This window comes from Caulobacter sp. 05L422 (assembly GCF_056397765.1).
Window position 1 is genome coordinate 36,097 of record NZ_JBFTOB010000007.1, and the last position, 26,433, is coordinate 62,529.

26 protein-coding genes are annotated in these 26,433 nt (G+C 70.3%); 17 read left to right on the plus strand and 9 right to left on the minus strand.

Going from position 1 to position 26,433, the window contains the following annotated elements:
• Positions 1 to 91 precede the first annotated feature (91 nt).
• Both AC1DMQ_RS08485 and AC1DMQ_RS08490 read left to right on the plus strand, forming a co-directional pair.
• The gene (locus tag AC1DMQ_RS08485; RefSeq protein WP_477033115.1) at positions 92 to 625 is read left to right on the plus strand and encodes a hypothetical protein; all 534 of its coding nucleotides are present in this window, start codon (positions 92 to 94) and stop codon (positions 623 to 625) included.
• A 273-nt stretch (positions 626 to 898) separates the two neighbouring features.
• A complete protein-coding gene (locus AC1DMQ_RS08490; RefSeq protein ID WP_477033116.1) occupies positions 899 to 1,282 on the plus strand; it encodes a hypothetical protein in 384 nt (127 codons plus the stop codon).
• 77 nt (positions 1,283 to 1,359) lie between these two features.
• Here the strand turns inward: AC1DMQ_RS08490 and AC1DMQ_RS08495 are convergent, their stop codons facing one another.
• Positions 1,360 to 2,466, minus strand: coding sequence for an endonuclease/exonuclease/phosphatase family protein (locus AC1DMQ_RS08495; RefSeq protein WP_477033117.1), 1,107 nt, complete (start codon positions 2,464 to 2,466; stop codon positions 1,360 to 1,362).
• Positions 2,467 to 2,752: 286 nt separating this feature from the next.
• On the opposite strand from AC1DMQ_RS08495, the gene AC1DMQ_RS08500 reads away from it, so the two are divergent.
• The 3 genes from AC1DMQ_RS08500 (at position 2,753) to poxB (ending at position 5,310) form a co-directional block, all read left to right on the plus strand.
• Positions 2,753 to 3,217 carry a hypothetical protein gene (locus AC1DMQ_RS08500; RefSeq protein WP_477033118.1) on the plus strand — a complete coding sequence of 155 codons (465 nt, stop codon included), beginning with the start codon at positions 2,753 to 2,755 and terminating at the stop codon, positions 3,215 to 3,217.
• Positions 3,214 to 3,516 carry a DUF1294 domain-containing protein gene (locus AC1DMQ_RS08505; RefSeq protein WP_477033119.1) on the plus strand — a complete coding sequence of 101 codons (303 nt, stop codon included), beginning with the start codon at positions 3,214 to 3,216 and terminating at the stop codon, positions 3,514 to 3,516. The genes AC1DMQ_RS08500 and AC1DMQ_RS08505 overlap by 4 nt, the downstream gene beginning before the upstream one ends.
• Positions 3,517 to 3,588: 72 nt before the next feature.
• On the plus strand, positions 3,589 to 5,310 hold the full coding sequence (gene poxB, locus AC1DMQ_RS08510; RefSeq protein ID WP_477033120.1) for a ubiquinone-dependent pyruvate dehydrogenase: 1,722 nt from the start codon (positions 3,589 to 3,591) through the stop codon (positions 5,308 to 5,310).
• 45 nt (positions 5,311 to 5,355) lie between these two features.
• On the opposite strand, the gene AC1DMQ_RS08515 is transcribed toward poxB, so the two are convergent.
• Entirely contained in the window at positions 5,356 to 5,691 is a 336-nt protein-coding gene (locus tag AC1DMQ_RS08515; RefSeq protein WP_477033121.1) for a DUF3060 domain-containing protein, read from the minus strand.
• Positions 5,692 to 5,877: 186 nt separating this feature from the next.
• Here AC1DMQ_RS08515 and AC1DMQ_RS08520 point away from each other — a divergent pair, with 186 nt between their 5' ends.
• The 8 genes from AC1DMQ_RS08520 to AC1DMQ_RS08555 all read left to right on the plus strand — a co-directional run bounded on the left by AC1DMQ_RS08520 (position 5,878) and on the right by AC1DMQ_RS08555 (position 12,605).
• Complete coding sequence (locus tag AC1DMQ_RS08520; protein WP_477033122.1) at positions 5,878 to 6,558, plus strand: glutathione S-transferase family protein; 681 nt, start codon at positions 5,878 to 5,880, stop codon at positions 6,556 to 6,558.
• A gap of 200 nt (positions 6,559 to 6,758) precedes the next feature.
• Entirely contained in the window at positions 6,759 to 7,232 is a 474-nt protein-coding gene (gene greA / locus AC1DMQ_RS08525; RefSeq protein WP_477033123.1) for a transcription elongation factor GreA, read from the plus strand.
• Between the two features lie 415 nt (positions 7,233 to 7,647).
• Positions 7,648 to 8,628 (plus strand): mitochondrial fission ELM1 family protein, encoded by a 981-nt coding sequence (locus AC1DMQ_RS08530; protein WP_477033266.1) that lies wholly within the window; start codon positions 7,648 to 7,650, stop codon positions 8,626 to 8,628.
• A gap of 53 nt (positions 8,629 to 8,681) precedes the next feature.
• The gene (locus AC1DMQ_RS08535; protein WP_477033124.1) at positions 8,682 to 8,912 is read left to right on the plus strand and encodes a hypothetical protein; all 231 of its coding nucleotides are present in this window, start codon (positions 8,682 to 8,684) and stop codon (positions 8,910 to 8,912) included.
• Between the two features lie 221 nt (positions 8,913 to 9,133).
• Positions 9,134 to 9,895: a hypothetical protein gene (locus tag AC1DMQ_RS08540; protein WP_477033125.1), complete on the plus strand. Its 762-nt coding sequence runs from the start codon at positions 9,134 to 9,136 to the stop codon at positions 9,893 to 9,895.
• 24 nt (positions 9,896 to 9,919) lie between these two features.
• A complete protein-coding gene (locus tag AC1DMQ_RS08545; RefSeq protein WP_477033126.1) occupies positions 9,920 to 10,636 on the plus strand; it encodes a cytidylyltransferase domain-containing protein in 717 nt (238 codons plus the stop codon).
• A complete protein-coding gene (pseG, locus tag AC1DMQ_RS08550; RefSeq protein WP_477033127.1) occupies positions 10,633 to 11,703 on the plus strand; it encodes a UDP-2,4-diacetamido-2,4,6-trideoxy-beta-L-altropyranose hydrolase in 1,071 nt (356 codons plus the stop codon). The genes AC1DMQ_RS08545 and pseG overlap by 4 nt, the downstream gene beginning before the upstream one ends.
• Positions 11,704 to 11,750: 47 nt before the next feature.
• Complete coding sequence (locus AC1DMQ_RS08555; protein WP_477033128.1) at positions 11,751 to 12,605, plus strand: SDR family NAD(P)-dependent oxidoreductase; 855 nt, start codon at positions 11,751 to 11,753, stop codon at positions 12,603 to 12,605.
• Here AC1DMQ_RS08555 and AC1DMQ_RS08560 read toward each other — a convergent pair.
• The 3 genes from AC1DMQ_RS08560 to AC1DMQ_RS08570 form a co-directional block, all read right to left on the minus strand.
• Positions 12,602 to 13,342, minus strand: coding sequence for a LytR/AlgR family response regulator transcription factor (locus AC1DMQ_RS08560; RefSeq protein ID WP_477033129.1), 741 nt, complete (start codon positions 13,340 to 13,342; stop codon positions 12,602 to 12,604). The genes AC1DMQ_RS08555 and AC1DMQ_RS08560 overlap by 4 nt on opposite strands.
• Positions 13,339 to 14,397 (minus strand): sensor histidine kinase, encoded by a 1,059-nt coding sequence (locus tag AC1DMQ_RS08565; RefSeq protein ID WP_477033130.1) that lies wholly within the window; start codon positions 14,395 to 14,397, stop codon positions 13,339 to 13,341. Before AC1DMQ_RS08565 ends, AC1DMQ_RS08560 begins: the two co-directional genes overlap by 4 nt.
• Before the next feature lie 73 nt (positions 14,398 to 14,470).
• On the minus strand, positions 14,471 to 15,463 hold the full coding sequence (locus AC1DMQ_RS08570; protein ID WP_477033131.1) for a YybH family protein: 993 nt from the start codon (positions 15,461 to 15,463) through the stop codon (positions 14,471 to 14,473).
• A 252-nt stretch (positions 15,464 to 15,715) separates the two neighbouring features.
• Here AC1DMQ_RS08570 and AC1DMQ_RS08575 point away from each other — a divergent pair, with 252 nt between their 5' ends.
• Positions 15,716 to 18,085 carry a TonB-dependent receptor gene (locus AC1DMQ_RS08575; protein WP_477033132.1) on the plus strand — a complete coding sequence of 790 codons (2,370 nt, stop codon included), beginning with the start codon at positions 15,716 to 15,718 and terminating at the stop codon, positions 18,083 to 18,085.
• A 76-nt stretch (positions 18,086 to 18,161) separates the two neighbouring features.
• On the plus strand, positions 18,162 to 19,178 hold the full coding sequence (locus tag AC1DMQ_RS08580) for a LacI family DNA-binding transcriptional regulator (protein WP_477033133.1): 1,017 nt from the start codon (positions 18,162 to 18,164) through the stop codon (positions 19,176 to 19,178).
• A 24-nt stretch (positions 19,179 to 19,202) separates the two neighbouring features.
• On the opposite strand, the gene pseI is transcribed toward AC1DMQ_RS08580, so the two are convergent.
• Positions 19,203 to 20,255, minus strand: a complete 1,053-nt coding sequence (gene pseI / locus AC1DMQ_RS08585; RefSeq protein ID WP_477033134.1) for a pseudaminic acid synthase — start codon at positions 20,253 to 20,255, stop codon at positions 19,203 to 19,205.
• A gap of 295 nt (positions 20,256 to 20,550) precedes the next feature.
• On the opposite strand from pseI, the gene trxB reads away from it, so the two are divergent.
• Positions 20,551 to 21,558, plus strand: coding sequence for a thioredoxin-disulfide reductase (gene trxB / locus AC1DMQ_RS08590; RefSeq protein WP_477033135.1), 1,008 nt, complete (start codon positions 20,551 to 20,553; stop codon positions 21,556 to 21,558).
• A 173-nt stretch (positions 21,559 to 21,731) separates the two neighbouring features.
• Here trxB and AC1DMQ_RS08595 read toward each other — a convergent pair whose 3' ends face one another.
• Both AC1DMQ_RS08595 and AC1DMQ_RS08600 read right to left on the minus strand, forming a co-directional pair.
• On the minus strand, positions 21,732 to 22,946 hold the full coding sequence (locus AC1DMQ_RS08595) for a cell wall hydrolase (protein ID WP_477033136.1): 1,215 nt from the start codon (positions 22,944 to 22,946) through the stop codon (positions 21,732 to 21,734).
• A 16-nt stretch (positions 22,947 to 22,962) separates the two neighbouring features.
• Complete coding sequence (locus AC1DMQ_RS08600) at positions 22,963 to 23,442, minus strand: Dps family protein (protein WP_477033137.1); 480 nt, start codon at positions 23,440 to 23,442, stop codon at positions 22,963 to 22,965.
• A 183-nt stretch (positions 23,443 to 23,625) separates the two neighbouring features.
• Here AC1DMQ_RS08600 and AC1DMQ_RS08605 point away from each other — a divergent pair, with 183 nt between their 5' ends.
• Positions 23,626 to 25,950 (plus strand): hybrid sensor histidine kinase/response regulator, encoded by a 2,325-nt coding sequence (locus tag AC1DMQ_RS08605; RefSeq protein WP_477033138.1) that lies wholly within the window; start codon positions 23,626 to 23,628, stop codon positions 25,948 to 25,950.
• Here AC1DMQ_RS08605 and AC1DMQ_RS08610 read toward each other — a convergent pair.
• A complete protein-coding gene (locus tag AC1DMQ_RS08610) occupies positions 25,947 to 26,426 on the minus strand; it encodes a MarR family winged helix-turn-helix transcriptional regulator (protein WP_477033139.1) in 480 nt (159 codons plus the stop codon). The genes AC1DMQ_RS08605 and AC1DMQ_RS08610 overlap by 4 nt on opposite strands.
• Positions 26,427 to 26,433 lie beyond the last annotated feature (7 nt).

Consider the following 26,433-nt stretch of genomic DNA (forward strand, 5'->3'; position numbering starts at 1 on the left):
ACCCTCTCCCGCAAGGGGAGAGGGAACGCGTCCGTTGTCCTCCCCGTCTCGCCATGGTCAAGTTTCGCCGTGCGCGTCCGAGGGGGATCCAATGCCGAAAACGAACCTTGGCGTCGGGCGGTTCGCATCGCCCCTCGCGCTCGCCCTGCTGCTCTGCGCCTGCACGCCCAAGACGCCCGAGCAGAGGGCCCAGGAAGCCGTGCGCGCGGCCGAGGCGGCGGCGGAAAACGCCGCGCCGTTCGACGGCGTGCTGTCGCCCGCCGAACTGGCCCAGGCCCAGCAAGGCACGCTGAGAGGCTGGCGCGAGGACGCCGCCCGGCTGTCGATCCACTACTTCATGTACGACATCCACGCCCCCGAGCGCCGCCGCTGGATGGCGCTGGCGGCCGCCACGGGGTCGAGCCAGGCGATCCAGAACTATGTCGACCTGCTCAGGTTCAACGAGACGCCGGCCGACTGCGCCGAGGCCCGAGTCCAGATCGCCAAGGCCAGGACGCTGTACGCCCGCGAGATCGCGGCGGCCAAGGCCAAGAACCTCCGCGACGCCAAGATCGAGGCGCTGGACAGGACCCGCGACCAGGAACGCCAGATGGCCGACGGCGCCTGCGCGACCGTCGGCCGCTAGACGTTATCCACAGGGCTTCCTTCTCCCCTTGCGGGAGAAGGTGGCGGCGAAACCGCCGGATGAGGGGTCTCTCAGACCTGTCCGCCGTGCGCGGCCGACCTGTCCATCACCCCCTCACCCGACCTCCTTCGGAGGCCACCCTCTCCCGCAAGGGGAGAGGGAAACGGTGCTCTATCCCCGCGCCCGCCGATCACGACCTCAACGAATCCAATCCCTTGCACAAAAACGCACGTTTCCCATCCCCGCCCTCCAGGACAGCCGCACACTAGCGGCATGACCCAAGCCCAAGACATCCCCCACTGGTGCCTGACCTTCCAGCTCAAGCTGATGGCCGCCCTCGACGCGGCCTGGAAGACGATCGAGGCCGCCACCGACCCCGCCGTCATCCGCCAGGCCCGCGACAAGGCCAAAGCCGTCGGCGAACTGGCCGCCATGGCCCGCAAGGTCGCCCTGATCGTCCCGACGCCCCGCGGCAAGCCGCAGCTGGCCGAAACGGCCGCCGCCGGCCTGCACGCCGCCCAGGGCGTGGCGAACCTGAGCGCGATGGTGATGGCCTCCAGGCCGACCGCCGCCCCGGACGCTCCCATAGCGGCGCAGGCCGAACACAGCCGCCGCGCGCTCGACAAGCTCAAGGGCGGAGGACGCGGGCGGCTGTGAAGGAGCCCTTCCCTCCCCACAAGGGGGAGGGAAGGCGAGTTTGCCGGACGTTCTTCGCCGAGCGAACGGCGGGCCGTCTACCGCCGCCAGGTCACCTTGACGCCGAGGCCGTTGCGCAGCTGGGGCCGCAGTTCGACGGGCGGCCGCGGGGCGGCGGCGGCCACGACGGCGGGATCCCAGGTGAGCCGGTAGCGCACCAGATAGCCGTCGTGGTCCGACAGCCGCGACCCCGACCTGGAAGCGCCGAACACGGTCTCGATCCGGATCGGCCGCACGGTCACCGGCCCGGCGCTGGCGAAGGCCTGCAGGTCCTGGGAGCCCAGCCAGGGCCGGGCGGCCGGATGACCCAGGGCCTGGCCCTCGCAGGGATCGGCGGCGCGGCTGCAGAATTCGCTGACCACCTGATACGGCCGCTCGGCGGACCGATAGTCGTAGCGGTCGGGGGCGTTGCGGACATTGAAGTCGCCGCCGACCAGCAGCGGCCGATCGACGTCGCGATGGGCGTTGATGAAGGCCGTCAGCTCTTCGGTCTGCAGGTTGTGGGCCCGCAGCGACCGGGCGATCGGCACCTTGGCGGCGCGGCGCGAATTGAGGTGGGTGTTGACGATGTCGATCTCGCCGGGCGCGCCGGGCAGCGCCAGGCGCGCCAGCATCACCCCCTTGTTTGCCAGGCAGTCCAGGCCGGCGCAGTAGCGGTAGGGCGTGTCCTCGACGTCCGTGATAGGCGCGTCGCTCAGCACGTGCAGGCCGGCGCCGGTGAACTTGCCCCAGCCCTCGCCGAACGACGGATAGCGCACCGTGGCGTAGCGCCGTCCGTTCTCCGGCCCCGCCCCCGAGGCCCGTTGGGAGCGGCTGGGCCCGCGCGCCCAGTAGCGGTAGCCGCTGGCCTTGACCAGGTCGTCGACCTCGCCGCGAAAGCCCTCCTGGATCAGCACCACGTCGGGCTGGCGGCCGTCGCGCCGCATCGTCGCCAGTTCGGCCCCGATCGCCTTCAGGGCCTTGGCGCGACCATTGGCCAGCGGCCACGGCAGACCCCGGACATTGTAGGTGAGCACGCTGATCTCGGTGCTGCGGGCGCCGCCGGGCGGGGCGGCCATGCTAGCGCCGGACAAGGCGCCAAGATCGATCTCGTCGGGGGCCAGGACCGCCAGGGCGGGCACCAGGGCCAGAGTCGCCAAAGTCATCATTCGCCGCTCCCAGACATGCGGGCCGCTTCGAATGACGATCCAGATCGTTGGCGTCTTCGAGACGGCGCGTAGTTCAGACGCAGCCGGATGTGTACTGAGCTCTATTGCCGGCGAGGCTTGTCTCCACTGAGTCGGCGACGGCGAAGTGAAGCAGATGCGAAGGTTTTATTTTTCCGACGGGAGGCGGACCCGTTTTTCCAGGGGCGGACAATCGGGATCGAAAGCCGACGTCGCCCTCCGGCGCCGATTGAGCCCGGCCATTTCACCCGCTAAGCCCTGCGGCATGACCGCCGCCCCCTACACCGACGCCGAGGTCGCCGACCTGGCCCGCCGCCTGCTGGACCACAGCCTGCCCAAGGCGCAGTGGACCCACGCCGCGCACATGAGCGCCACCCTGCGCCTGGTCCGCACCCGGAACGAAGGCCTGGAGCGCGACATGCCCGGCATCATCCAGACCTACAACGTCGCGGTCGGCGGGGTGAACGACGACCACAACGGCTATCACGAGACCATCACCCAGGCTTACCTGGCCGCCATCCGCGCCTTCGTCGCGACCCTGCCGGCCGGGACCTCGGACGGCGAGGCCTGCGCCCGCCTGCTGGCCACGCCGATGGGCGACAAGGCCTGGCCGCTGGGCTTCTGGTCGCGCGAGCGGCTGTTCAGCGTCGCGGCGCGCCGGGGCTGGGTCGAGCCGGACCTGGCGCCGCTGGAGGCTCCCGTCGGAACACCCATGGGCGTCCGGGCGTGATCCTGTTCGCGACCCTCTATCTGGGCGTCCTGAACCTGGCGACCTTCGTGATCTTCGGGTTCGACAAGGCCGCCGCCGCCGACAAGGTCAACAGGGGCCGCTCGCGCGTCCCCGAGCGCGCCCTGCTGACCTTGGCCGCCCTCGGCGGCAGCCCCGGCGCCCTGCTGGCCCGCCCGGTGTTCCGCCACAAGACCCGCAAGCAGCCGTTCTCGGCCTGGCTGACGCTGATCGTGTTCGTGCAGGCGGCGGCTGTGGCGGCGGGGCTGGCGCTGTGGTGGGCGCGCCACGGCGACCGATAAAGGCAAGACTCCGAACCCATCGCGTCCAAGGGTGTTCAAGGTTTCCCACCTTGCCAGCACGCAGGCCTCGCGATGACCAAGACCGCCGCCCACTTCATCGCCGAAACCCTGGAAGCCGCGGGGGTCAAGCGCATCTACGGCGTGGCCGGCGACTCCCTCAACGGCTTCACCGACGCGCTGCGGGCGCGAGGAAAGATCGACTGGGTGCACGTGCGCCACGAGGAGGCGGCGGCCTTCGCCGCTGGAGCCGAGGCCCAACTGACGGGCCAGATCGCCGTCTGCGCCGGCAGCTGCGGCCCGGGCAACCTGCACTTGATCAACGGCCTGTTCGACGCCCAGCGCAGCGGCGCGCCGGTGCTGGCGATCGCCGCCCACATCCCCAGCACCGAGATCGGCATCGACTATTTCCAGGCCACCCACCCGGAGAGCCTGTTCAAGGATTGCAGTCACTATGTCGAGCTGGTCTCCCAGCCCGAGAACCTGCCGCAGGTGCTGGAGCGGGCCATGCGCGTGGCGATCGCCCGCAAGGGCGTGGCCGTCGTGGTGATCTCCGGCGACGTGGCGCTGCGGCCGCTGGACGCCGCGCCGCCGACCTGGATCGCGCCCTCCCCGCCCCGGCTCGTTCCCCCGGACCGCGACGTCGCCGCCCTGGCCGACATCCTCAACGACTCCCAGCGCATCACCCTGCTGTGCGGCATCGGCTGCGCGGGCGCGCGCGAGCAGGTCCTGGCCCTGGCGCAGGCCTTGAAGGCCCCGATCGTCCACGCCCTGCGCGGCAAGGAGTCGATCGAGCACGACAACCCCTACGACGTGGGCATGACCGGCTTCATCGGCTTTTCGTCGGGCTATGCGGCGATGAAGGCCTGCGACACCCTGGTGATCCTGGGTTCGGGCTTTCCCTACCGCCAGTTCTATCCGGACAAGGCCAGGGTGGTGCAGGTCGACGTCAGCCCAGAGGCCCTGGGCAACCGCCGCCGCATCGACCTGGGCGTGCTGGGCGACGTGGGCGAGACGCTGGACGCCCTGCTGCCCCGGCTGACCGTCAAGACCGACCGCCGCTTCCTGGACAAGGCGCTGGAGCACTACGCCAAGGCGCGCGAGGGGCTGGACGCCCTGGCCGCGATCCCGGACGGCGCCACGCAGATCCACCCGCAGCAGGTGTCACGCGTGGTCAGCGACCTGGCGGCCCAGGACGCGATCTTCACCTGCGACGTCGGCACGCCCACCGTCTGGGCCGCCCGCTACCTGAAACTGAACGGCCAACGTCGGCTGCTGGGATCGTTCAACCACGGCTCGATGGCCAATGCGATGCTGCAGGCGATCGGCGCCCAGGCGGCCTTTCCGGGCCGGCAGGTGGTGTCGATGTCCGGCGACGGCGGCTTCTCGATGATGATGGGCGACTTCATCAGCCTTTCCCAGTTGGGCCTGCCAGTGAAGGTGATCGTGCTCAACAACGGCACGCTGGGCTTCGTGGAGATGGAGATGAAGGCCGGCGGCTTCCTCGACACCGCCGTCGACCTGGTCAATCCCAACTTCGCCGCCATGGCCCAGGCCATGGGCGTGGAGGGCTTCCGCGTGGAGCACCCGCAAGACCTGGAAGCCTCGATCGCCAAGGCCTTCGCCCATCCGGGCCCGGCCCTGGTCGACGTGGTCAGCGCCCGCCAGGAACTGGTCATGCCGCCGAAGATCGCCGCCCGCGAAGCTCACAACTTCGGCGTCTTCGCGCTGAAGGCGGTGCTGGACGGTCGGGCCGGCGAACTGATCGACCTGGCCAAGGTGAACCTGCTGCGGTGAAGGCCGGGCCGGATGGCTGTTTTTCGCGCGCCCGGCTCCGCGCCGCTAGGGCTGGCGGGCGACGCTGTTGTCGACGCCGGAGATCCTGACCCGGGGTTCGCCGTCCGAGCGCCAGCGCACCTTGTTGCCCGTGCCCTCGACCTTGACCGGCGCGCCGGGCCGCAGGCCGATGGCGATCGTGCTGTCGGCGCCCGTCACGGTCAGGCTGGCGCAGGCGCCGGTGAAGGTCAGGACGTGGTCGACGCCGGCGACGAAGACGTCGCGCCCGTCGCACGGGATCGAGCGCTGCTGCTCCACGCCGCTGATGCGGATCGCGTCCTTCCCCGCACTGGCCGTTCCGACCTGGGCGGCGGCCGCCAGCGCGGCGATAAGCGTCATCATGATCGATCCTCGAGACGTTCGGGGTTTGGAACGGGCAGGCTAGCGGCCGAGCAAGACGGGGGCGTGACCGCCTGCATCGCAAGACGCCGAGGCCTCGGAAGGTTCCCGCCCCGGTTCGCGCAAAGCCTGCTTGACTGACGCGGGGGCGCTCGCCGCCTATGGCCCCACACCGCGTCGGAGCCCGCCATGATCGTCGTCCATCACCTGAACAACTCGCGCAGCCAGCGGGTGCTGTGGCTGCTGGAGGAGCTGGGCGTTCCGTACGAGGTCAAGCGCTACGAGCGCGACGCCAAGACCATGCTGGCCCCGCCCGAGCTGCGCGCCATCCACCCGCTGGGCAAGTCGCCAATTCTTACAGACGATGGGATCACCGACGGCGACAAGACCATCGCCGAGACCGGGGCGATCATCGAGTACGTGATCGAGACCTACGGCCAGGGCCGGCTGATCCCGGCGGCGGGGACGCCGGAGCGCCTGCGCTGGACCTACTGGCTGCACTACGCCGAGGGCTCGGCCATGACGCCGCTGCTGCTGAAGCTGGTGTTCACCGCCCTGCCGGCCCGCGCGCCGGGCCTGCTGAAGGGCCTGGTCAAGAGCATCGCCGCCAAGGCCCAGAGCGGCTTCGTCGACCCGCAGCTGAAGATGCACGTCGACTACTGGGACGCCGAGCTGGCCAAGAGCCCCTGGTTCGCCGGCCCGGACTTCACCGCCGCCGACATCATGATGAGCTTCCCGCTCGAGGCCGGCGCCGCGCGGGCCGGGGCGGCGTCGCGCCCGCATGTGAAGGCCTTCCTGGACCGCATCCACGCCCGCCCGGCCTATCGCAAGGCGCTGGAGCGCGGCGGACCGTACGACTACGCGGGGTAGCTCCGCGGAGGGCATTGGAGCGCATTCGGAACAAGCGTCGCGCAAGCGCGCTTGATCCTGACCGCCAACGGGGTCAAGCTTCGCTTTAAGGGCGGGTACTTGCTTATCGCTAACGCGGCGCCTATCCTCTCAGCCCCCGGTCGTGCGCGCCAACGTCCGGGAGTCTTCCTCCCTCTGGGCGAACCGAGCTAAAATCCGCAATGGAAAAAGTGCCGATGACCGCCGGGGGTTACCAGACCCTCGACGAAGAACTGAAGCGTTTGAAGACGATCGAACGGCCGGCGGTGATCGCCGCGATTTCCGAGGCGCGCCAGCATGGCGACCTGTCGGAAAACGCCGAGTATCACGCCGCCAAGGAACGCCAGGGCTGGATCGAAGGCCGGATCGCCGAGATCGAGGACAAGATCGCGCGCGCCCAGATCATCGACGTCTCGAAACTGTCGGGCACCCAGGTGAAGTTCGGCGCGACGGTCAGCGTCGTCGACGAGGACACCGAGGAAGAAGCCCGCTACCAGATCGTCGGCGAACACGAGGCCGACGTGAAGTCGGGCCGCATCTCGCTGAGCTCGCCGCTGTCGCGCGCCATGATCGGCAAGGAAGTCGGCGAGGTGGTCGAGGTCAATACGCCAGGCGGCGTGAAGGCCTACGAGATCCTCAAGGTCGAGTGGGTCTAGCTTAAGCCCCATTCCAGGGACATTTGCGTACGAGGCGCCGGACAGCTTAGCTTGGCCGGCGCCTCGCTTTGCTATGGCCGGGATCACCGACGTGGTTGAAAAGAAAAACACCGAAGCGACGGAGCCGAAGGCCGCCAAGCCGCGCAAGGCTCCGGCCAAGGCGGGGGCGACGACGCCGGCCGCCGCGAAACCCGCCAGGACGCCCAAGGTCGAAACGCCGCCCCCCGCCGAGACCTCACCCAAGCCGCGGACGGCCGCGCGGCCGAAGTCGCGTCCCGGCGCCGTCGAGGCCCCGACGCCCGTCGAGACGGCGTCGCCCGAGCCGAAGGCCAAGCCCGCGCCGCGTCGCAAGGCCGTCGCGCCGCCCGTTCCCGCGCCCGCCCCTGAAGTCCCCGACGTCCCCGCCCGCGACCCCATCACCATCTGGGCGATCTCGGACGGCCGGGCCGGCATCGAGGCCCAGGCCGTGGGCCTGGCCGAGGCCGTGGCCCGCCAGGTCCCGGCGACGATCGTCGTCAAGCGCGTGGGCTGGAGCGGCCGGATCGGCCGCCTGCCCTGGTGGGCCAACTGGCTGCCCCGCCGCTGGCTGACCCCCGAGAGCGGCATCCAGGCCCCGTGGCCCGACCTGTGGGTCGCCGCCGGCCGCGCCACCCTGCCCTTGTCGATCCGCGCCAAGCGCTGGTCGGGCGGCAAGACCTATGTCGTGCAGATCCAGGATCCGCGCGTGCCGGCCAACATGTTCGACCTGGTCATCCCGCCCCGGCACGACCGGCTGACCGGCGACAACGTGCTGCCGATCACCGGTTCGCCGCACCGGGTGACGAGCCAGCGGCTCGAAACGGAATACGAAAAATTCAAGGACCGCATCGACGGCCTGCCCCATCCCCGCGTGGCGGTGCTGCTGGGCGGCAAGTCCAAGGCCTTCGACCTGCCGGCCCTGCGCGCGGCCGAGATGGCCCACCAGATCCAGCTGCCGCTGGAGCAGGAGGGCGGCAGCCTGCTGATGACCTTCTCGCGGCGCACGCCGGACCCGGCCAAGGCCCTGCTGACGGCCCGCCTGCGGCATCTGCCGGGCATGATCTGGGACGGCGAAGGGGCCAACCCCTATTTCGCCTTCCTGGCGGCCGCCGACTACATCCTGGTCACCGAGGACTCCACCAACATGGCCACCGAGGCCGCCTCGACGGGCAAGCCGGTGTTCATCCTGAAGATGGACGGCGCGAGCCTGAAGTTCCGCCTGTTCCACCAGGAGCTGGAGAGCATGGGCGCGGCCCGTCCCTACGGCGGGGCCTTCCACGGCTGGGCCTACGAGCCCGTCGACGAGACCGGCCGCGCGGCGGCCGAGATCGTGGCGCGGATGGACGCACGGGGCGCGACGGGGGCGGCGAACGCCTAGGGCGAGCCTGAACGTCACTTGCGCGCAATAGTTGTTCTTGTTATGTTCGCGGCATGACGGATCCAGCCGCCCCCGCGCCGCACACCGGAAAGGCTGCTCGCAACGAAGCGCGAAAGGCCTTCGCGACAACGGCCAACGCGCTCTCCATCGCCATACTGGTCACAATCTGGCTGCAGCCGATGCTGTCCGGCCGCGCCCCCGGCTTCAGCGGCCCGATCGCGGTCGGCGCCTTCATTGCGCTGCAAGCCCTGGCCCATTATGTTTTAAGCAGGGTGGAGGACTGAGCATGGACCCGCTCATCTACATGTCGCTGATCGCCCTGATGGGCGGCGTTCTGGCGTACGGGGTCTATTGGGCCTTCTCCAAGTTCGACCGTCGCTGACGCCGGCCTCCCCGATCTTCGCCGAACACCCAAACCGCCCGAAACAACCTGGGCGAAGCTTTGCGGTTCATCTCGGCGGCGAAACTCTCTAAGTCTGCCCGCAGCGATTTGTCGGGGGACACCATGCAGAAATCACGTTTCGCCTTCGGGTCGGGCCTGGCCCTGGCCTTGGCGCTGGCCATGACCGCGCCCAGCGCGGCGCTGGCCACGGCCAAGGAGAAGCCGGCCGCCGAAGCCACCATCACCGCCGCCGAGCGCGAGGAGTTCCGCGCCGGGGTCCGGCAGGCGGGCGAGACCATGGCCCTGCTGATGGACGCCTATCCCGCCGAGTACGCCGAGCTCGAGACCAAGGTGATCCTCGGCGTGAAATCGGGCCGGATGGACCTGGCGGCCGTTCGCCAGATGTCGTTCGAATGGGCGGCCAACCTGCGCGCGCGGGTGATGGCCAACGCCTCGAAGGCCTCGGACGCCGACCTGATCGCCATCGGCCGCCGCCAGCAGGAGATCATGCGCAAGCTGAGCGTCAGCAACGCCCGCGCCTGCTACGAATTCATGGAGCAGGGCGGCCTCAGCCAGGACAGCGCGGCCAATCTGGGCGCCGAAAGCCGGACCGAGATCGACAAGCTGGGGGGCATGCAGCTGCGCGCCGCCGCCGCCGCGACCAAGGCGCCGGTCGTGCGCCAGGAGGTCACCGAAGCCGAGATCAAGCCGATCCTGGAGGCCTTCCAGAAGAACGGCGGCGACATCCAGTGGCTGGCCGCCGTGGGCGACAAGGACAAGATGGGCAATTTCAGCGCCGACGAGCGCTGCACCAACGCCCAGCATTGGCTGGAGACGATCCTGGGCCAGCCCGCGCCGATGTCCGCGCGCCTGCTGGCCAGCTAGGGCCGGGCTTGGCATGATGCGCCGGTGATCATCGCCGTCCTTCAGGCCCGCATGGGTTCCGAACGCCTGCCGGGCCGGCCGGGCATGCCGCTGGTCCGGGCCCCGCTGGTCGTGCGCCAGATCGAGCGGATGGCGCGGGCCCGGCGGGTGGACAGGATCGTGGTCTCGACCACCACCGACCCCGCCGACGACGCCCTGGAAGCCGTGGTCCGGCGCGAGGCTATCCCCGTCCATCGCGGCCCGCCCCAGGACGAGCTGGCCCGGCTGGCCGGCGCCCTGGAGGCCCATCCGGCCGACCACGTGGTGCGGGTGGGCGACGACAGCCCGCTGATCGATCCCGAGCTGATCGACGCGACCATCGAGCTGCACCTGGCCGAACAGGCCGACCACACCACCAACCGCTCGCCCGGCGCGGCCTATCCTGCCGGCCAGGGCGTGGAGGTGATCACCGCCGAGGGCCTTCGCCGGCTGGCAGCCGAGAACGCGGCGCCGCGGCTGAGGACGGGCGACGCGCCGGAGACCCCGCCGGCGCCCGTCCGCTGGTCGTCCCTGGCCCTGCTGGCCCAGCCCGACCAGGGCGAGGTGCGCTGGGCCGTCGAGAGCCCGGCCGACTACGCCTTCGTGGCGGCGGTCTATGACGCCCTCTACCCGGTGAACCGCGCTTTCACCTCGGACGACGTGCGCGCGCTGCTGGCGCGGCGCCCGGACCTGGCGACGTTCGGCGGGGTCAGGCGGCTGTGACCTCCTATCCCCACATCCTCTTCCTCGCCGACGCCGGCCCCGCCGTGGGCGGCGGCCATGTGATGCGCAGCCTGACCCTGGCGCGGGCGCTGGAGGAAGCGGGCGCGTCATGCCAGTTCCTCGTCACCCCGGCGGGCAAGGCCGTGTTCGACGCCTTCGGCGGCGGCGTCTCGTATATCGAGACCTACGACATCACCCAGGCCGAGTTGGTGGACCGCGCGGCCAGCGTCGCGCGAAACGCCGACGCCGTGGTCATCGACCACTACGGCCTGTCCGCCGCCGACCATCGCGCCATCGCCGCCGGCCGTCCGACCCTGGTCATCGACGACCTGGCCGACCGTCCCCTGGCCGCCGACCTGGTGCTGGACTCCGGTCCGGCCCGCGCGGCGAGCGACTATGACGGCCTGGTCCCGCCGCACGCCGAGCTGCTGCTGGGCCCCAACCACGCCCCGGTCCGTCCCGCCTTCGCCGCCCTGCGCAAGGAGGCCCTGGCGCGCCGGGCCGACGCCCCGGCCGTGCGCCGCATCCTGGTCTCGCTGGGCCTGACCGACGTGCGCGGCGTCACCGGCCGGGTGGTGGACCTGATGCTGCCGCTCCTCAAGAAGGAAAATGGGGTGGGCGACGCGGTCCTGGAGGTCGTCCTCGGCTCCGGCGCCCCCAGCCTGCCGCGCCTGACGGAACTGGCCAGGACCGAGCCCCGCCTGGCCCTGCACGTCGACAGCCAGGACATGCCGCGCCTCACCCTGGAGGCCGACCTGGCCGTCGGGGCCGGCGGCTCGACCAGCTGGGAGCGCTGCGTCCTGGCCCTGCCCACCCTGCTGCTGGTGCTGGCCGCCAACCAGCGCGAGGCCAGCGCGACCCTGGCCGGCGCCGACGCCGTCCTGGCCCTGGACGTCGCCGATCCGGACTTCGACGCCGCCTTCGCGGCCGCCCTGACCCGCCTGCTGGCCGACCCGCTGCTGCGCGACCGCCTGTCGGCCGCCTCGGCCGCGGTCTGCGACGGACGCGGCGCGGCTCGGGTCGCGGCGCACTTCCTGGACGTGATCGCGCGCAAACGGCCTGGATAACGGCGTTCACCTATCCCATCTTGGCCGCAACCAAGGGGAGCCAGCGCATGAACCATCCATCCGTCGTCGTCACCGGCGCCTCCACGGGCATCGGCTGGGCCGTGGCCAAGGTGCTGAGCCAGCAAGGCTTCCACGTGTTCGGCAGCGTGCGGAAGGCCGCCGACGCCGAACGGCTGGTCGCGGCGTTCGGCGACAAGGTCACGCCCCTGCTGTTCGACGTCACCGACGAGGCCGCCGTGCGCGCCGCCGCGCGGACCGTCGAGGCCGCGCTGGACGGGCGGCCCCTGGCGGGCCTGGTCAACAACGCGGGCGTCGCCGTGGCCGGTCCGCTGCTGCACCTGCCGATCGACGAGTGGCGCAAGCAGCTGGAGGTCAACCTCACCGGCGTGGTGATCACCACCCAGGCCTTCGCGCCGCTGGTGGGCGCGCGCAAGCCGGCCGGCGGCAAGCCGGGTCGGATCGTCAACATCGGCTCGGTCGGCGGCCGCAACGCCAACCCGTTCATGGCCCCTTACTGCACCACCAAGTTCGGGCTGGAGGGGATGTCGGAATCCCTGCGCCGCGAGCTCCTGCCGTTCGGCGTCGACGTGATCGTGGTCGCCCCCGGCGCGGTGGCCACGCCCATCTGGGACAAGGCCGACGAGACCGACACCGCCGCCTACGCCAACACCGTCTACGCCCCCGCCCTGGAGCGGCTGCGCGCCTACATGCTGTCGATCGGCAAGTCGGGCCTGCCGCCCGAGCGCATCGGCGAGGCAGTCCACACCGCCCTGACGACGGCCAAGCCCAAGGTCCGCTACACCATCACCCCGCAGCCGATGCAGATGCTGATGGCCGACCTCCTGCCCAAGCGCACGCTGGACCGGATCGTCGGCAAGCGGCTGGGGCTGCTGCCGGACTAGCCGCCCAGATAGGCCCGGACAGCCTCGCGGTGGCGGCGGCTGACCCGCAGTTCGACGCCGCTGGCCAGCCGCACCGCGCCGTCGCCGTGCGATCCGCTTCTCACCTCGGCGATGGCGTCCAGGCGCACGATCGCCGCGCGATGGATGCGGGCGAAATCCCGGGCCGGCAGCCGCGCCGCCAGCGAGGCGATCGACTCGTCGATCAGCAGCGCCCGGGCGGCCGTATGGACTTCGGCGTAATTGCCGGCCGCGCCGATCCAGTGGATGTCCTCCAGCGGAATGACGCGCGCCACGCCGCGTTCCCGCGCCACCAGCCTGGGCGCCTGGGGCGCGCCGACCAGCAGGGAGGTCAAGGCGCCGGCCTGGCCGGAACCGGAGGCGACCTGGCGGCGCACCCGCGCGAGAACCTGCGCGAACCGGTCGTCGCCGAAGGGCTTGAGCAGATAGTCGATGGCCTCCACCTCGAAGGCCCGGACGGCGAAGGCGTCGTGGGCGGTCACGAAGACGGTGATCGGCATCGCCTCGGGGCCGATCGCCTCGACCACGTCGAAACCCGTCACCTCCGGCATCTGTACGTCGAGGAAGACCACATCGGGCCGCAGGGCCTCGATCTTGGCGATGGCCGCCGCGCCATGCGCCGCCTCGCCGACGACCTGGAAGTCCGACTGGGTCCGCAGGAGGGCCGCGACGTGGCGGCGCGCCAGGGGTTCGTCGTCGACGATCAGGGTCCTGATCATCGCGGCGTCACCAGCACGACCCTGAAACCCGCCCTCGGCGCGGTGTCGATCTCCAGGGACTGCCGGTCGCCGTAGAGTTGCCGCAGTCGCCGGCGCGCATTGCCCAAGCCCACGCGCTCGACGATCACGCCGGCGCCCTTGCCGTCGTCGGCCACGGTCACGTGCAGGCGCTCGTCGATGACCCGGGCGACGATGGTCACCGTGCCGCCCTCCACCAGGGGCGCGAGGCCATGTCGAATGGCGTTCTCCACCAGCGGCTGAAGCAGCAGGGTCGGCACGCGGCAGGTCAGGGCCTCGGGCGCGACATCGCGCACGATCCGCAGTCTTGGACCCAGCCGCGCCTGTTCGATGGCGAGATAGGCGTCCGTGAAGTCGAGCTCGTCGCCGAACGCGCTTTCCGGCGCGCGGTGCTCCTCGATGGACAGCCGCAGCAGGTCCCCCAGCTTGGCGATCAGGCGCCGGGCCCGAGGCGGCTCGTCCTCGACCAGGGCCGAGATGGCGTTGAGCGTGTTGAACAGGAAATGGGGCTGAAGTTGCGCCCGCAGCGCCGCGCTCTCCACCTCGGCCAGCCGCGCCTCCATCCGCAGACCCGCCACCTCCCGGTCACGCAACGCGCGATAGGCCCCCGCCCCGACCACCAGGGCGACGATGATCGCATAGATCAGGACGTTGATCTGGATGGCCCCCGTCAGCTTCTGCATGAGCATCCGGCCCGGCGCCTCGGCCCCCAGGCTCCACATCAGGGCGACATAGAGCCCGGTCTGGAGGACGGCGAAGCCGAGACCCGCCGCCAGGTGCACGGCGAAGAAGCGGACGGCCCCCCTCGGCTCGAAGGGCGCGCGCTTGGCGAAGGCGACCACCAGCGGCGTGAGAAGCGCCCAGACGCTGTTGGCGGCGACGGAATAGCCGAGCAGCTCCAGCCAGTCCGGATCCTGGCCAGACACCAGGCCGCCCATGTACCACTGCAGGGAATTGAACAGCGCGACCGTCGACCAGACGCCCAGCAGGATCACGCCCCAAAGCAGGTGACTTCGGCTTCGGCCCGCGAGGTTCATCCGACGGCGCTCCTGATCGTCCGCCAGCCTAGCCGAGGGCCAGGGCGGCCGCCACTTCGGCGCCTCTGGCGCGCTAGACGCGATGGTCGTGGGTCGCAATCTGCCGCAGCATCTTCAATGCGCCGTCAGCGTCCCGGCGCCACAGCCGAAGCCCCCCGCCCGACACGACGCCGGAATCCGCGCCGCTGCGCCAGCGGACCTCGAACTTGGCGTATTCGACCACGTAGTCGCCCAGCACCTCGAAGCCCTCGTTCCAGACCCGGACGGAGTCGAACGTCGCGCCCCGGCCCTGGTCGGTATAGGCGGTCAGATGCGCGCGGATCTCTTCGATGCCGACCTTCGGCGTGTCCGCGAACGGCATGTAGATGGCGTCCTTGGCGTAGCGGGCGACCTTGGCGGGCGCGTCGTGGGTCTGAACCGCCGCGGCGTCGAGGGCGTTCAGCCTGGCGAGCTCGGCCTCGACCCTGGGGTCTCCGGGCGGGGCCGCCCGCCCCGACGCCGGCGGCTCGCCCAGGCTGTACGAAGCCGGGTCGTCGACCCGCTGGAGATAGCCCCAGACCTCGGCCTTCAGCTTCAGGGCGCCGTCGGGCTGGCGACGCCACAGGTTCGCGTACCGCCCCTGGCGGCTTTGCGAAGCCCCTCCGGCGGCGGGCGCGTAGGTGATCTCGAAGCGCCCCGATTCCAGCAGGTTCCGGTCATCGAGCTGGATGATTTCGGTGGTGCGTCGAGCGTAGGCGCCGACCCGCTGACGGGACGCCAGGACCCGATAGTAGCGGGTGATCGACCGTGGGCCGTACAGGCGGGACTGGTAGTCGGCGCCGCTGACGCTGTCGGCGGCGTAGTGGACCATGCGCCTGTCGATATCGCCGCTGAGCCAGGTCGCGGACAGGTCGGCGTTGTTCCGCTGGATCTCCGCGACGAGCTCCGGCGCGACCGGTCGGGGCGCGGCGGCGGGTTGGGCCTGGCTCGGCGCGAGGGTCCCGACGGACCACAGCATGATCGCGGCGAGCGCGGCCAGCTCCCTCCTGCCGAAGCGGGCGGGCCATTGGGATGAAGCGTCCGTCATCGTCGGTCTCCTCGACGCCGCGGCCAGCACCGCCCATCCGAGAGCGTACGAATCCCGGCGGCGGGCAAGCGCACGGGGGCGAGCGGGATCAAATCTCCCGTGAGCGGGACCGTGCGCGCGAGCCGCCCCCCAAAGCGTCGCCATCCAGGCCACGTCACGGCGTGACGAAAACGTCATCGATCGTGAATATGAAACGTTTCACTTGATGAAATTAGGCGACCGCCGTGCGGATCGCCACACGGGGGCATGAGCATGAAGACGTCCATCTGGCTGGTTTCGAGCGCGCTTTGCGCTGTGCTGGCCGCCCAACCGGCCCTGGCTCAGACCAGCGCCGCACCGGCCGACCAGACCCTCGACGAGGTGGTGGTCACCGCCGAGCGCTTCGGCTCGGGCCTGGCCCGCGCGACGTTCACCCTGGGCGCCGAGGACATCCAGGAACGGCCGATGGGCGCGGACGTCACCCAGGCCCTGGTCAAGGTTCCGGGCGTCCAGGTCTCGACCGGCGACGCGCGCGGCGGCAGCTTCTCGTTCGAGATCTACATGCGCGGCCTGACCGACGAGCAGATCGGCCTGACCCTGGACGGGATCCCGACCGGCGACAGCCGCTTCAACGGCGGCTCGCCGCCGCAGCGCTTCGTCGAAAGCAGCAACGTCGGCAAGATCACCGTCTCGCAGAGCGCCGGCGACATCGGCGCGCCGTCGCGCTTCGCCTTGGGCGGCTTCATCGACTTCGTCACCGACGCCCCGCGCCAGGCCTTCGGCGCGACGCTCGAGGCGGGCCTGGGCTCGTTCGATTTTCGCCGGATCTACGGCCGCGTCGACAGCGGCGAGATCGCGCCGGGGCTGTCGGGCTACCTGACCTATTCGCACCAGGAGAACGACATCTGGGCCGGCCGTGAGAGCCGGGGTTCGGAGCGCGACCACTACGAGCTGAAGGTCGTGAAGGACTTCGACAACGGCTCGTTCGTGAAGGCCCGCGTCTCGTACAACGACCAGACCGACAACGACTTCAACATCGTCACCAAGGGCGAGTTCGAGGCCGCCCCGCGCAGCGACCGCGCCCTGGACGCCCTGACCGGCATTCCGGCCAAGGACATCGACTTCGGCGGGGCCCTGGGCGGCTGGCGCAAGGACTGGCTGACCTATCTGAACGGCCACTTCAAGCTGACCGACACGGTCAGCCTGGACGTCAATCCGTACTACCAGACGCTGGACGGGGAATCCTTCCGCTACCAGGACCGCCAGCGGATCCTGACGGGCGGCGATCCGCGCGCGGTGACCGGCTACAACGCCGCCGGCGGCGCGATCCGTCCCGCCCTGACCACCCTGCGCAACAGCAATGTCGTGGGCGGCCCGGCCGACATGCGCGTCACCCCGCGCGACCGCGAACGCTACGGCGCGACCGGCGAGATCAAGGCCCTTAACGTCTTCGGCTCGGGCCACGACCTGCGGGTCGGCGGCTGGTGGGAAGGCGGCGACTCCAGCGAGAACCGCAACTTCTATCCGATCCTCAATTCGGCCCAGAGCATCGCCTACGACCGCTCCAAGCTGAACTATGTGGAGTACCAGCGCACGGCCTCGGTCGAGACGACGATGCTGTACGCCCAGGACGAGTTCCGGGCCCTGGACGACAAGCTGAAGGTCGACCTGGGCGTGACCTGGTACGACGTCCGCTACGACGCCCGGTCGCCGCTGGAATACAAGGCCAACGTCAAGTTCTCGCAGCACTCGGACGTCAATCCGAAGATCGGCGCGACCTACCAGCTGGCCCCGGCGTGGGAGCTGTTCGGCGGCTACGCCAAGAACTTCGCCGGCATCCCCGAGGACGCCTTCCTGGGCTCGACGGCGGTGATCAGCCCCAGCGACCTGGACCCGGTCGAGACCGAGAACCTGGACCTGGGCCTGCGCTACGTGAAGCCGAACCTGGCCTTCTCGATCCAGGCCTATGACGTGGACTTGAAGAACAATGTCGGCATCGTGCCGCGCGACCCGACCGCCGCCCTGGACCCCGACGAGGTGGTCCGCGGCAACGTCGCGACCAAGGCGGTCAACATCGCCGGCATCACCACGCGCGGGGTCGAGCTGACCGGCTATTACGACTTCGGCCGCGTCGACCTCTACGGCTCGTACTCGCACCAGGACGCCAAGCACGACGATCCGGCCGTCGGCAGCGCCGCGCGCAAGGCCCTGGCTTCGGTGGGGGTGATCGGCGGGGCGGGCGTGCGCGACATCCCCAAGGACAGCTTCTACGGCCAGGTCGGCTGGGAGCCGCTGGACGGCGTGAAGATCGACGCCAATGTCCGCTATGTCGGCGACCGGGTCGGCGGCCATATCGTGGCCCCGACCACCTTCCAGGAGATCGGCGTCGAGACGATCGACGGCTACACCCTGGTCGGGCTGACGGCGACCTATGACCTGAAGCGCGCCGGGGTTCCCGACCTGCGGTTCCAGCTCAACGTCGATAACCTGCTCGACGAGGCGTATATCGGTTCGGTCAGCGGCTCGACCGCCACCCAGCCGGAGTTCGGCTACACGGCGGCGACGCCGAACAACCGCACCCTGGACCGCTACTTCATCGGCGCACCGCGCACCTGGACCCTGTCGGTGCGGGCCCGCTTCTAACGGACGAACGACCACCCGCCTTGACGGCCCACGTGAAAGGTTTCACGTCGCGTGGGCCGCACCACCGGAATCCCCCATGGCCAAGAGCGATCCGTTGCAAGACGCCCCCCGCCGCGTGACCCTCAAGCAGGTGGCCCAGGCCGCCGGCGTGTCGCTGGCCAGCGCCTCCTACGCCATCAACGGCGCCGGGTCGGTGGGCGAGGCGACGCGCGAGCACGTGCTGAAGATCGCCGCCGAGCTGGGCTATCGCCCCAACCAGAGCGCCAAGGCGATGAAGACCGGCCGGACCGGCGCCATCGGCCTGATCCTGCCCGACCTGACCAACCCGTTCTTCCCCAGCCTGGCCCAGGGCGTGATCCAGGCCGCCCGGGCCCACGGCTACAGCGTCTTCCTGACCGACACCGGCGGCTCGGTCGAGGCCGAGGAGCGGGCCGTGGGGCTGATGATCGACCACGGGGTGGACGGGCTGGTCTGGTTCCCGATCGCCGACGCCGCGCCGGTGGAGCGGCTGATCGAGGGCGTGCCGACCGTCGTGCTCGACCGCAACCTGCCGGGCTATGACGTGATCCAGGCCGACTACGCCGAGGGCGGGCGACTGGCCGCCGAGCACCTGATCGCGGCGGGCCATGTCGACATCGGCGTGATCTCCGGCCCGCACGCGGCCTCCAGCGCCCGGCAGCGGGCCGAGGCGGCCATCGCCGTGGTGCGCGAGCGCGGCGCCCTGGCCTGGCACGTCCACAACGCCTTCTCGCTGGACCTGGAGCCGGCCGTCGTCGAGGCGCTGGAGCGGCGCTGCGCCACGGCGGTGATCGCCGGCGCGGACCTGATCGCCATCGGGGTCATGCGCCACGTCCGCGCCATGGGCCTGTCGATCCCCGACGACGTGTCGGTGGTCGGCTTCGACGACATCCCCTGGGCCCAGCTGCATACGCCGGCCCTGACCACCATCGACATGCCGGTCGAGGACATGGCCGCCGCGGCAGTCGAGACCCTGGTGCGCCGCATGGCCCACCGGGGCGAACCGCGCCGCCGGGTGGTGTTCAACGTCGAGCTGGTGGCGCGGGAGTCGGTGAAGGTGCTGGCGTCTTCTTGACTCCTCTCTCATGGAGAGAGGGGTCTACCCCACCATGTCCCACGCCAGCGGTTCGCCGCGCTTGAGCGCCCGCGCCGCCGGCTTGCCCAGCACGGCTTCGTAGTCGGCCGGCGGCAAACCGTTGCCCGGGCGGACCGAGCGGACATTGGCCTTGGTCAAGACCTCGCCGGCCGCGACGTCGGCGGTGACGTACAGCGAGCGCCGGAACTGGCGGTTGCCGCGTTCGCTGCCCAGCAGGTCGTAGTTCACCCCGCCCAGGGCCTTCCAGGCGTTCTTGGTGTCGTCGACCAGGGCGCGGAACTCGGCCGGCTCCAGGCTGAAGGCGGCGTCCGGGCCGCCGTCGCTGCGGGCCAGGGTGAAGTGCTTCTCGATCGCGCAGGCGCCCAGGGTGACCGCCGCCACAGAGGCCGCCGTGCCCGGCGTGTGATCCGAGAGACCGATCGGGCAGCCGAACCGCGCGGCCATGTCGCCGATGGTGCGAAGATTTGCATCTTCAAATTGGGCTGGATAGCTGGACACGCAGTGCAGCAGCAGCACGCCCGCCGCGCCCGCCTGCAGGGCGGTGTCGAGCGCGGTCTGCATCTCGGCCAGGTTGGCCATGCCGGTCGAGATGATCAGCGGCTTGCCCTGGCGGGCGGCGTAGCGGATCAGCGGCAGGTCGACGGCCTCGAACGAGGCGATCTTGTAGGCGGGGGCGTCCAGGCCGGCCAGCAGGTCGACGGCGGTCTCGTCGAACGGGCTGGAGAAGATCGTCACCCCGCGCTTGGCCGCCCGCTCGAAGATGGCGCCGTGCCATTCGTAGGGGGTCTGGGCCTCCTGGTAGAGCTCGTGCAGGCTGCGCCCGTCCCACAGGCCGCCGTGGATCTTGAACTCCGGCCGGTCGACGTCCAGCGTGATGGTGTCGGCGGTGTAGGTCTGCAGCTTGATGGCGTCGCAGCCGGTGTCGGCGGCCGCGTCGACCATCTCCAGCGCGCGGTCGAGGCTGCCGTTGTGGTTCCCGGACAGCTCGCAGATCACGTAGGGCGCGTGGTCGGCCCCGATCTTGCGGCCGGCGATCTCGATGAAGGGGGCGGTCATGGGCGGGGGCTCGTAGGGCTTTGGCCCATATTAACCCTGAAATCGTGGACGAGGCGTTGATCGCCTTTCTCGTGGCTCACGCCCTTGCCCCCTACGGGTCGCTTCGCGACCGTCTTCCCCCATAGGGGGAAGAGGAGCCGCGCCGCGGCGGGCGTCCTCCGCCCCCTATGGGGGCGGACAGGCGGCAAAGCCGCCAGGTGGGGGCAAGCAGGTGAGCCACCGACCCTCCAAATCCGTCCGCAAAACCGTCCAGGCGCCATCGCGCCGAACCGGAATCGGCCCTATATCTGCGCCTATGTCGACTCCCGAACCCCGCCACACCCGCTGCCTGATCATTGGATCGGGTCCCGCCGGTTACACCGCCGCCATCTACGCCGCCCGCGCGCTGCTGAAGCCCGTGCTGATCGCCGGCATCCAGCCGGGCGGCCAGCTGACCATCACGACCGACGTCGAGAACTATCCCGGCTTCGCCGACGTCATCCAGGGCCCCTGGCTGATGGACCAGATGAAGGCCCAGGCCGAGCACGTGGGCACCGAGTTCGTCGCCGACATCGTGCTGAGCGCCGACCTTTCGAAGCGCCCGTTCCACATCAAGACCGACAGCGGCCAGGAATGGTTCGCCGAGACCCTGATCATCGCCACCGGCGCCCAGGCCAAGTGGCTGGGCCTGGAGAGCGAGAGCAAGTACCAGGGCTTTGGCGTCAGCGCCTGCGCCACCTGCGACGGCTTCTTCTACCGCAACAAGGAAGTGGTCGTGGTCGGCGGCGGCAACACCGCCGTGGAAGAGGCCCTGTTCCTGACCAGCTTCGCCAGCAAGGTGACCCTGGTCCACCGCAAGGACGAGCTGCGGGCCGAGATGATCCTGCAGGAGCGCCTGTTCGCGCACCCGAAGATCGAGGTGATCTGGGACAGCGCCATCGATGAAGTCATCGGCGAGTCCAATCCGATGGGCGTCACCGGCGTGCGGCTGAAGAACGTCAAGACCGGCGAGACCACGAGCGTGGCCTGCGACGGCGTGTTCATCGCCATCGGCCACGCCCCGTCGTCGGAGCTGTTCAAGGACCAGCTGGAAACCCACGCCGGCGGCTATCTGTCGGTCAAGCCGGGCACGACGGCGACCGCCGTGGCCGGGGTCTACGCGGCCGGCGACGTCACCGACGACATCTACCGCCAGGCGGTGACCGCGGCCGGCATGGGCTGCATGGCCGCCCTGGAGGCCGTGCGCTTCCTGGCCGAGGAAGACCACAAGAAGGCCCACCACCCGATCACCCACCACGAGGCCGAGAAGATCGGGGTTTGGTAGTTTTGGCCCTTCTTCCCTTGCGGGAGAAGGTGTCGCGAAGCGACGGATGAGGGGTCGAAAGACCTGGCCGCCGTGATCAGCCGAAAGGCCGGTCGCGGCGGTTTTCGTTTGAGAGACCCCTCATCCGACCGCCTTCGGCCGCCACCTTCTCCCGCAAGGGGAGAAGGAGAGCTCTAGTTCAGCGGATTCAGCAAACTCGGCGGCCGGGGCTTCGGCGGCGGGGGCGGGGGCGCCGGGGGCGGGGCGGCTTCGACGGTCTTGACCGAGGTGTCGACCACCGGGGTTTCCAGCGCGCCCAGGGCCTTGTTGATCTTGTCGATCTCCTCCGGCGTCGGCAGGCGGCGGCCGCCGCGCATGGCGGCGGCGGGATCGCCGGTCATCGGCGGCAGGATCTCGACCACGCCTTCGGGGCTGACGATCTTGGCGGGCTCGCCGGTCGCGACGGGCAGGACCCCGCCCGTCTCGGCCATGGCGGCCATCGAGCCCGGCGGGGCGGCTTCCAGCGTGCGCGGATCCGCGCCCATCAGGATGTCGGCCGACAGGGCCTCGTTGCCCGAATAGCGCCCCCGGAACGCCGCCTGCGTGCCCGACGGACCGGTCCAGCGATAGAAGACGTGCACGCCCAGGGTCCGCAGCTTGACCAGGGTCGGCGCCCAGTACGGATAGACGTAGTTGGCGTGGTAGTGGGTGGCCGCGCCGACGTCCTTCATCACGAAGCCGGCCAGGGCCCGCTTGGCGACGATCTCGGCGTTGGTCCAGATCACCGGGTTGATCGCCCGCTCCAGAGAACCGTCGCAGGTGAAGCTGAACTGGCAGCCCGTGCTCCGGGCCGCGCCCTCGTAGATCACGCCGCAGACCGACTTGGGATAGCCCGGGTGGCGCACCCGGTTGATCACGGTCTGGGCCACGGCGCGCTGGCCTTCGATCGGCTCGTAGCCGGCCTCGAAATAGACCGCCTGGGTCATGCAGTGCAGGGCCTTGTCGCGTTCCGACTTGGGCCCCGTCAGCATGAACGGGCGGGAGGGCTCCAAGGCCAGCGGTGAGGCGGCCTTGAAGCCGTTGATCACCCGGGCTTCCTCGAAGTCCGGCTCGCGGTCGCCCAGGCGCGGGATCAGGTGCAGGTCCAGCTTCTCCCAGCCGGGCACGCGGCCCCAGTAGTCCTTGTGCGGCTTGGGATCGTGCCGGCGGGCCAGGGCCAGCATGGCCGGGTCCATGTCTGCGGTGTAGCGGGCCAGGCCCTTGTCGGACAGGCTGCCGGCGATGCGGGCCACGCCCGCCGCCCGTCCCGCGCCGGCCGGCATGTAGTAGGTGGCGCACGCGGAAAGGCCGCCGAGGGCGATCAACGCCCCGGCGGCCTTCACCAGTCTTTTCTGACCTAGATCGAGCACGCGTGCTCCCGAAAGATCACTTTCCGCCGAGCGTGGAGCGGATCATCCAGGCGTGTTTCTCGTGGGCCGCCAGGCGCTGGGTGTAGAGGTCGGCGGTGGCCTCGTCGCCGGCTTCGTCGGCCGCGCCGAACGCGTCGCGCAGGGTGGCGATCACGGTTTCGTTGTCGGTCAGCAGTTCCTTGAACATGCCTTCCCACTCCTTCTCGGCGTCGCCGTCCTTGATGCTGGAGAGGTTGCCGAACGCGCCGTAGCCCATCGGAGCCAGTTCGCCCAGCGCGCGAATCCGCTCGGCGATCGCGTCAAGCGCCGTCCACTCCTCGGTGTACTGGCCTTCCAGCAGCACGTGCAGCGCCTGGAAGTTCGGGCCGCGCACGTTCCAGTGATAGCCGTGGGTCTTCAGGTACAGGGCGTAGCTGTCGGCCAGAACCTTGTTCAGTCCCGCCACGATGTCGGTGCGTTGTTTCGCGGTGAAGCCGGTGTTCAGGTTCGCAGCCATCGTAATCTCCCGTGTTGCGTGTCCTAGGTAAGCGTGTCCATGCTCTTGGCAAGACGTATGTGCGCGTTGGAGCCCATGACGACAAAAGAACCACCCGCGATGGATCGTGGGCGTGCGTCGCCGGACGCGATTAGCGCGTGGCTCGTACCCAGGTTCCCGCCGCAGCCCTGGCGCGCGGCCCTGGTGACCGTGGCGGCGATCCTGGCGGCGATGGGGCTGAGGATCGCCCTGCTGGGCCTGTCCAGCGGCGTCGGCGCGACCCTGACCTTCTTCCCCGCCATCATCCTGGTCACCCTCTATGCCGGCTGGCGCTGGGGGCTGGTCCCGGTCGCGGCGGGCATGGGCTTCGCCCTGTGGCTGTGGGGCGGTCCGCGGGGCGGCGGGCTCGGCGAGGACGAGATCGCCACCCTGGTGCTGTTCGCGGTGTCCTCGCTGATCACCGCCGCCGTGGCCGCCGGCCTGCGCGTCAGCGTGGTCGGCCTGGCCGACGCCCGTCGCCTGCAGATCGAGGCCGAGGCCCGCCTCCAGATCACCCAGGACTCGGCCGGGGTCGGTCCCTGGGAGTGGGATCTCGAGAACGACGTCCTGAACCTGTCGCCCACCGCCCGCAAGAACCTCGGCATCGCCGTCGAGGGCCCGCTCGACATGAATGCGCTGACCGACGTGGTCCACCCCGACGACCGCCACATGATCCGGGCCAGGATCCGCGAGGCGGTGAAGAGCGGCCCGCGCTACGAGGTCGAATACCGCTTGGCCGACCATCCGGACGGCGAGCGGTGGATCCATGGCCAGGGCGAGGTGATCCGCGACGAGAACGGCCGCGCCCTGCGCATCCTGGGCGTCAACTACGAGGTCACCAAGCGCCGCCGCGCCGAGGAGAGCCTGCGCGAGAGCGAGGCCCGGTTCCGCGCCCTGGCCGACAGCGCCCCGGCCCTGATGTGGATCAGCGGCGAGGACGGCGTGCGGATTTTCGTCAACGCCGCCTATGTCGGCTTCGCGGGCGTGACCTATGACGAGGCCCTGGTGCTGGACTGGCGTTCGCGCCTGCACGCCGACGACCTGAACAAGATCCTCAAGGCCCAGATCGGCGGCGAGGCGTCGCGCAAGGCCTTCAGCCTGGAGGGCCGCTATCGCCGGGCGGACGGCGAGATGCGCTGGCTGAAATCGTTCTCGCAGCCGCGCCTGGGGCCCGGCGGCGAGTTCATCGGCTTCATCGGCATCGCCTTCGACGTCACCGACGCCAAGGAGGCCGAGGTCAAGCTGACCGGCCTGAACGAACTGCTGGCCGACCGGGTGCAGGAGGCGCTGTCGGAGCGCGACGCCGCCCAGGCCGCCCTGACCCAGTCGCAGAAGCTGGAGGCCATCGGCCAGCTGACCGGCGGGGTCGCCCACGACTTCAACAACCTGCTGACCGTGATCATCGGCGCGCTGGACGTGCTGGAGCGCAATCCCGACGACGACGCGCGCCGCGGCCGCATGCTGAGCGCGGCCCAGTCGGCGGCCCGGCGCGGCGAGAAGCTGACCCAGCACCTGCTGGCCTTCGCCCGCCGCCAGCCGCTGAACCCGGAGATCTGCCGGATCGACGCGATGATCGCCGAGAGCGAGAGCCTGCTGCGCCGCGCGGTCGGCGAAGGCGTCGACCTGACCCTGGACCTCAAGGCCGGGGGCCGCACCACCCTGACCGACTCCGGCCAGTTCGAGGCCGCCCTGCTGAACCTGGTCGTCAACGCCCGCGACGCCACCCCGGCCGGCGGCGAGATCACCGTCGCCTCGCAGGGCGTCGACCTGGCCGAGCCCCAGGGCGAACTGCCGGCCGGCCGCTATCTGCGCGTGGCCGTGGTCGACACCGGTGAGGGCATGGACGCCGAGACCCTGCAGCGGGCCTTCGAGCCCTTCTACACCACCAAGCCGATCGGCAAGGGCACGGGCCTGGGCCTGAGCCAGGTCTACGGCTTCGTGCGCCAGAGCGGCGGCGAGGTGACCATCACCTCCGAGCCGGGCCAGGGCACGACCGTGGCCATGCTGCTGCCGGTGCGCGAGGCCTTCTCGCCGGTCGAGGTGCTGGCGGTCCGGCCGCCGGCCACCCGCGCCAGCTCGCACGTGCTGCTGGTCGAGGACGACGCCGACGTGGGCGAGCTGATCGCGGCGATGATCGACGAGCTGGGCCACATGGTCAGCCGCGCGTCCAACGCCGACGAGGCCCTGGCCATCGCCCGCGCCGATCCGACCCTGGGCCTGGTGATCACCGACGTGATCATGCCGGGCGGCAAGAGCGGGGTCGACCTGGCCATCGTCCTGGCCAGCGAGCGGCCGGAACTGCCGATCCTGCTCAGCTCCGGCTATACCGGCCAGGAACTGGTCCGCGCCCACGAGACCCCCTGGCCGCTGCTGCGCAAGCCCTACGCCCTGGACGCCCTGGCCCAGGCCATGGCGGACGCCTGGGACCGCCACGCGCCGGCCAAGACCGCCCTGGCCGAGGCGAAGAAGGGCGGCAAGGCGAAGGTCTAGGCCCGGCCCCGCAGGGCGCGGAGCAGGTTGTCGCGCAGCTTGACCATCAATCTCTGCACGACCGGGAAGTCGTCGCCCAGGCCGCTGTCGACCCGCAAGCTGGCCTGCGGCGCGCGGGCCGCCTCCCGCACGCGCCGGCCTTCCGGCGTGAGGCTGACGATGACCTGGCGCTCGTCGGCCGGATCGCGACGACGGCTGACATAGCCGAGGACCTCGAGCTTCTTGAGGATCGGCGTCAGCGTGTTGGACTCCAGGAACAGCTTTTCACCCAGCGCGCCGACGCTTTGGTTGTCCTCCTCGGACAGCGCCACGATGGCGATGAACTGGGTGTAGGACGTCAGTCCCAGCGACTCGATCAGCGGCTTGTAGGCGCGGCCGAAGGCCAGGTTGGCCGAATAGACGGCGAAGCACAGGAAGTCGTCGAGGCCGGGCGTCTTGGCGGCCGGGGGCGTAGCGGTCTGGGCGGAAGCGGTCATGGGCGTC

Bases quoted from the DNA above. Each gene is read 5' to 3' on its own strand.
- AC1DMQ_RS08485 (WP_477033115.1), top strand. From the start codon at position 92: ATGCCGAAAACGAACCTTGGCGTCGGGCGGTTCGCATCGCCCCTCGCG.
- AC1DMQ_RS08490 (WP_477033116.1), top strand. From the start codon at position 899: ATGACCCAAGCCCAAGACATCCCCCACTGGTGCCTGACCTTCCAGCTC.
- AC1DMQ_RS08495 (WP_477033117.1), bottom strand. From the start codon at position 2,466: ATGACTTTGGCGACTCTGGCCCTGGTGCCCGCCCTGGCGGTCCTGGCC.
- AC1DMQ_RS08500 (WP_477033118.1), top strand. From the start codon at position 2,753: ATGACCGCCGCCCCCTACACCGACGCCGAGGTCGCCGACCTGGCCCGC.
- poxB (WP_477033120.1), top strand. From the start codon at position 3,589: ATGACCAAGACCGCCGCCCACTTCATCGCCGAAACCCTGGAAGCCGCG.
- AC1DMQ_RS08515 (WP_477033121.1), bottom strand. From the start codon at position 5,691: ATGATGACGCTTATCGCCGCGCTGGCGGCCGCCGCCCAGGTCGGAACG.
- AC1DMQ_RS08520 (WP_477033122.1), top strand. From the start codon at position 5,878: ATGATCGTCGTCCATCACCTGAACAACTCGCGCAGCCAGCGGGTGCTG.
- greA (WP_477033123.1), top strand. From the start codon at position 6,759: ATGGAAAAAGTGCCGATGACCGCCGGGGGTTACCAGACCCTCGACGAA.
- AC1DMQ_RS08535 (WP_477033124.1), top strand. From the start codon at position 8,682: ATGACGGATCCAGCCGCCCCCGCGCCGCACACCGGAAAGGCTGCTCGC.
- AC1DMQ_RS08540 (WP_477033125.1), top strand. From the start codon at position 9,134: ATGCAGAAATCACGTTTCGCCTTCGGGTCGGGCCTGGCCCTGGCCTTG.
- AC1DMQ_RS08555 (WP_477033128.1), top strand. From the start codon at position 11,751: ATGAACCATCCATCCGTCGTCGTCACCGGCGCCTCCACGGGCATCGGC.
- AC1DMQ_RS08560 (WP_477033129.1), bottom strand. From the start codon at position 13,342: ATGATCAGGACCCTGATCGTCGACGACGAACCCCTGGCGCGCCGCCAC.
- AC1DMQ_RS08565 (WP_477033130.1), bottom strand. From the start codon at position 14,397: ATGAACCTCGCGGGCCGAAGCCGAAGTCACCTGCTTTGGGGCGTGATC.
- AC1DMQ_RS08570 (WP_477033131.1), bottom strand. From the start codon at position 15,463: ATGACGGACGCTTCATCCCAATGGCCCGCCCGCTTCGGCAGGAGGGAG.
- AC1DMQ_RS08575 (WP_477033132.1), top strand. From the start codon at position 15,716: ATGAAGACGTCCATCTGGCTGGTTTCGAGCGCGCTTTGCGCTGTGCTG.
- AC1DMQ_RS08580 (WP_477033133.1), top strand. From the start codon at position 18,162: ATGGCCAAGAGCGATCCGTTGCAAGACGCCCCCCGCCGCGTGACCCTC.
- pseI (WP_477033134.1), bottom strand. From the start codon at position 20,255: ATGACCGCCCCCTTCATCGAGATCGCCGGCCGCAAGATCGGGGCCGAC.
- trxB (WP_477033135.1), top strand. From the start codon at position 20,551: ATGTCGACTCCCGAACCCCGCCACACCCGCTGCCTGATCATTGGATCG.
- AC1DMQ_RS08600 (WP_477033137.1), bottom strand. From the start codon at position 23,442: ATGGCTGCGAACCTGAACACCGGCTTCACCGCGAAACAACGCACCGAC.
- AC1DMQ_RS08610 (WP_477033139.1), bottom strand. From the start codon at position 26,426: ATGACCGCTTCCGCCCAGACCGCTACGCCCCCGGCCGCCAAGACGCCC.